The organism is Sphingobium sp. (assembly GCF_032153725.1).
GTDB lineage: Bacteria > Pseudomonadota > Alphaproteobacteria > Sphingomonadales > Sphingomonadaceae > Sphingobium.
On record NZ_JALDYQ010000138.1, the window covers coordinates 1 to 4954 of the forward strand.

3 protein-coding genes and 1 pseudogene are annotated in these 4954 nt (G+C 64.2%); 3 read left to right on the forward strand and 1 reads right to left on the reverse strand.

Annotated features, from left to right (window positions below; genetic code table 11):
- Positions 1 to 1047: FtsX-like permease family protein (locus tag RUH75_RS23295; protein ID WP_313809589.1), on the forward strand; the 1047-nt coding region annotated here is incomplete at its 5' end.
- Positions 1040 to 1766 (forward strand): annotated as a pseudogene (locus tag RUH75_RS23300) (ABC transporter ATP-binding protein). The gene RUH75_RS23295 and the pseudogene RUH75_RS23300, both read left to right, overlap by 8 nt.
- On the opposite strand, the gene RUH75_RS23305 reads toward RUH75_RS23300, so the two are convergent.
- On the reverse strand, positions 1752 to 3560 hold the full coding sequence (locus RUH75_RS23305; protein WP_313809590.1) for a diguanylate cyclase: 1809 nt from the start codon (positions 3558 to 3560) through the stop codon (positions 1752 to 1754). The pseudogene RUH75_RS23300 and the gene RUH75_RS23305 overlap by 15 nt on opposite strands.
- Positions 3561 to 3708: 148 nt before the next feature.
- Here RUH75_RS23305 and RUH75_RS23310 point away from each other — a divergent pair.
- The coding region (locus RUH75_RS23310; protein ID WP_313809591.1) for a PHP domain-containing protein at positions 3709 to 4954 on the forward strand (1246 nt) is incomplete at its 3' end.

Genomic DNA, 4954 nt, shown 5'->3' on the forward strand with positions numbered 1-4954 from the left:
GTCCAGGGCTATGGCGGGCGCCTGCCGGACTGGAAGGCCGTGCTGAAGGAAGCCAAGGCGACTCCCGGCGTCACGAGCGCCACGCCGCTGATCGAGCAGCCTTTGCTGGGCAGCTTTCAGGGGCGGGTGGAAGCGGTGCTGGTGCGCGGCATGACCGTGAATGACATTCGGAACAATGCGACGCTGAAGGCCAAGGTCGTTGCCGGGAATCTGGGCGCGCTCTCCCCCAATAGCGGGAAGGTGGGCATTGGGTCGCGGCTGGCGGAGAATCTGGGCATCCAGCTGGGCGACAGCATCACCATCATCAATCCGGCAGGGCGTTCGACGCCCTTCGGCACCGTGCCCCGGCAGGTTTCCTATCAGGTCGCCGCGATCTTCGAAGTGGGCATCTATGATTATGACAAGGCGTTCGTCGTCATGCCGATGGAGGATGCCCAGACCCTGCTGTTGCTGGGCGATGTCGTGGGCATGATCGAGGTCGAGACGGTCAATGCCGACCAGGTCGCCGCCATTCTCGAACCGCTGGCCGGCAAGGTCGCGGGGCGCGCCGTCGTGACCGACTGGCGCCAGATGAACGCTTCCCTGTTCGAAGCGCTGGCGGTGGAACGGGTGGCGATGTTCGTGGTGCTCTCGATCATCGTGCTGGTCGCGGTGTTCAACATATTGTCGTCGCTGATCATGCTGGTGCGCGCCAAGACGCGCGATATCGCGATCCTGCGCACCATGGGGGCGAGCCGCGCGGGGCTCGTCAGGATATTCATGACCGTTGGCGTGACGATCGGCACGCTGGGCATGGCGGCAGGCATGGTGCTGGGCTTCACCTTCCTGTTCTTCCGCCAGAGCGTGGTGAACGCGATCCAGTTCCTGACCGGGCAAAATCTCTGGGACCCCTCGATCCGCTTCCTCACCGAACTGCCGGCCAAGCCCGATCCGGTAGAGATCGCCATCATCTGCCTGATGGCGCTGGTCTTCAGTTTCCTGGCGACGCTTTATCCGGCGTTCAAGGCCGCCAATACCGATCCCGTACAGGTGCTGCGCTATGAATGACATTTTGAAGGTCGGCGGCCTGAAGCGCAGCTTCACCCAGGGCGGCGTCACCATAGAGGTGCTGCGCGGTGTCAATCTGTCGGTCGGGCCGGGAGAGATCGTCGCGTTGCTCGGCCCGTCGGGGTCGGGGAAATCGACGCTGCTTCAGGCGGTGGGGCTGCTGGAGGGCGGCTTTGACGGATCGATCCGCATCGCGGGGGAGGAGGCGGCGAAGCTCGACAATGACGGGCGGACGCGGCTGCGCCGGGATGCGCTGGGCTTCGTCTATCAGTTCCATCATCTGCTGCCCGATTTCAACGCGACCGAAAATGTCGTCCTTCCGCAGGTGATCCGCGACGTGGAGATGGCGGCGGCGAAGGCGCGGGCGGAACTGCTGCTGACCTCGCTGGGCGCGGGCCCGCGCCGAATCCCTGTTGGGATCGCTGGGCCTCGGCCATCGGCTCGACCACCGGCCAAGCCAGCTGTCCGGTGGCGAACAACAGCGTGTCGCGGTCGCCCGGGCGCTCGCCAATCGGCCCGCTCTGGTGCTGGCGGATGAACCGACCGGCAATCTGGATGAGCGAACGGCCGATGTCGTGCTGGCGGAGTTCCTGCGCCTGGTGCGGGAGGAAGGCTCCGCCGCGCTGGTGGCGACGCATAATGAACGGCTGGCCGAGAAGATGGATCGGGTGGTCCGTCTTCATGAAGGCCTGCTGGAGGAAACGTCAGCTCAGATGTGACGCCGCGTCCCGGACCGTCGCGATGACGATCTGGTTGCGACCCTGATTCTTCGCCCGAAGCAGCGCTGCGTCGGCTGTCCGGACCAATGTGTCCGCCCGGCCGTGGTCGGGGAAAATGGCCAGCCCGAAGGAGGCGGTGATCGGCCCCAGCTCTTCGCCCCGATGTTCGACGCGCAGGTCCTGCACTTTCTGTTGCACCTGAAGCGCGCGATCAATGGCTTGATCCTGCGCAAAGCCGGGCATCAGCAGCACGAACTCCTCGCCCCCAAGGCGGAAGGCGCAATCCTTTTCACGCACCGCTTCATCCAGGACAGCCCCCACGGCGCGGAGCACCGCATCACCGGCATCATGGCCGTAGGTGTCGTTGAAGCGCTTGAAATGGTCGATATCCACCATCAGGCAGGCCAGGGGCGTCAACTCGCTTTCCGCATGGGCGACCTGTTCCCTGAACACCGCATCGAAACGGCGCCGATTGGCAAGGCCGGTCAGGGGATCGGCCATCGCCATATGCCGCAACACGTCGCGCAACCGCAGATTGGCCAGAGCCAGGCTGATGTTTTCAGCCAGCATCTCCAGATATTTTTCGGTGCGGCTGATCTGATCGGCGGGGCCATCTTCGGGCTGTTCGACGTAGAGCAGGCCGATGCTCTCCCCCTGCGCCGTCAGCGGTATGCAGATGGTGGGCACGATGATCTCTCCGCCCAGATGCTCGCACGGAATATCGATCTGTTCGCCCGCGGGCCTGTGGCTTTGCCCACGGCGCAGCGCCCAGCAGGCTGACGGCGGAAATTCGCGACTGGACTGACGGGGTGTCAGCCAGTCGCAGGCCTGCAACATCATGTTGCGCCGCGTGTCCTGGATGTACAGCCGACCCGCGAAATCGGGGGCGATCTCCGGCGCGAAGCGTCGAACGACCTCGACCAGATCGCCAATGCTGTCGCAACCCTGCAAACGCTGGGTCATCCGGGAAAGCTGATCGCGCGTGACCCGATCCGCGTCCCGCTCCCGCTCCAGCCTTTGCCTTTCCAGGCCGTTCTCCCGAAAGACTCGCACGGCTTGCGCCATGTCTCCAATCTCGTCCACCTGCGGGAAATCCGGCGGGATGGCGGCGAAGTCCTGCGCCGCCAGCCGGGTGACCACATCACTCAGCCGCACGACCGGGCGCAATATGCGCTGCTTCAGGATGAAATAAAGGACACACAGGAACAGCAGGGCGGTTGCCCCCAGCATGATTTCCGACATGAAGCGCCATTGCCGGGCGGCTTCGGTCGCCTGTCGAACGGCACTTTCCGTCCTCTGGTCCAGCATATACTGGAATTTGCCGATCTGGGCGGCGACGCGGTCCAGTTCCCGGCCATATTCATCGCCGAACAGGATCGCGCGCGCGGTTTCCCGATCGCCCTTTTCCGCTGCATCGATGGCGGCTTCCTGCTCGTCGTTCAGTCCGTCGGCCCAGTGCAGCCCTTGCCGCAGCGCCGCGAGTTCGCCGGCGCTGGCGCCCCGGTCGCGCAGATGGACAGTCCTTTGCTCGACCGAACGGAGCGCCGCCTTTTCCCGGCGGTAGGCGATGACGTGCGAGGGATCGCCCGTGATCGCATAGGCGCGCGCCTGTTCGGTCTGGCGATAGACGTCCTCTTCCAGCGTGGCGGTCGTCTGATCGAAAACAGCCCGTTGCTCGACTGCCGCCCGCTCTCTCTCTTCGCTGCCGGACGCCATCAGCATGAGTGTGCCCGATGCCAGCGTCAGGATTACGGTGGCTCCATAGGCATAGTTGGTGATGGTCGATAGGCGCATGATCCGCCTGAACTTAAATCCGAATCCTTGGAGATATGTTAACCATCGGTCGATCGCGGCGCTTCTTTCGCCCGGCTCGCCATTGCACCCGCGATTTTCTTGACGCAGGGGCTGGCGCCGAATCGGTCGGGGTGCCTAGATTGGCGCCATGCCTCATGCCGGTTTCGTCCCCCTTCGCGTTTTCTCTTCCTTCACCATGCTGGAAGGGGCGATCGATCCCAAGAAGATCGCGAAACAGGCCAAGGCGCTTGGGTTTCCGGCGGCCGCCATCACGGACCGCAACGGCCTTTACGGTTCCATGGCCTTTTCCGACGCTTGCAAGGGAGAGGGGGTGCAACCGGTCATCGGCGCGATGATCGGGATAGCGCGGCCTGATCGCCCCGCCAAAGCAGCGCCCGTGCATGACTGGATCGCCCTCTATGCGCAGGATGCCCTGGGCTATGACAATCTGTGCGCGCTGGTTTCCATGGCGCATCTGGACCGGCCCGTGGAGGAGGTGCCGCATGTCAGCCTGGCCGCGCTGCAAGGCCGGACGGACGGCCTGATCGCGCTGACCGCCGGCGGTGAAGGCGCGCTGGCGCGCTTGTTCGCCGAAGATCAACCCGAAGCCGCGCTGGCCTATGCGCAAAAGCTGGAGGCGCTCTTCCCCGGGCGGCTTTATATCGAGATCTGCCGTCGTCTGGACCCGGTCGAAGGAAAGGCGGAACCGGATCTGCTCGACCTTGCCTATGCGCGCGATCTGCCGCTGGTGGCGACCAACCCGACCTGTTTTGCCGAGCCCCATTTCCATGAAGCGCATGATGTGATGCTCTGCATTGCTGACAGCGCCTATGTGGAGACGCCCGACCGTCGCACCAGCTCGCCCGATGCCTGGATGAAACCGGCTGCTGAAATGAAGCGGCTGTTCGAGGATCTGCCCGAAGCGCTGGCCAATACGCTGGTCGTCGCGCAACGCTGCGCGGTGGCGGCCCCGAAACGCAAGCCCATCCTCCCCAGCCTTGCGGGCGATATCGAGGGCGAGGCCGAAATGCTGCGCGAACAGGCGAGCGAGGGGTTGGAGGCACGGCTGGCCAAGGCGGGCATCATGGGCGAGGAGGCGCGGCGGCCCTATTTCGATCGGCTGAAGTTCGAAACCGACATCATCATCCAGATGGGTTTCCCCGGTTACTTCCTGATCGTCGCCGACTTCATCAAATGGGCAAAGGATCAGGATATTCCGGTGGGACCGGGCCGTGGCTCGGGCGCCGGGTCGGTGGTGGCCTGGGCGCTCACCATCACCGATCTCGATCCCCTGCAATTGGGGTTGCTGTTCGAACGTTTCCTGAACCCGGAACGCGTTTCGATGCCCGACTTCGACATCGACTTCTGCGAAACGCGGCGCGGCGAAGTGATCC

What these genes read in the sequence shown, in the direction of transcription:
- RUH75_RS23305 (WP_313809590.1), bottom strand. Translation starts at nt 3,560, where the DNA reads ATGCGCCTATCGACCATCACCAACTATGCCTATGGAGCCACCGTAATC.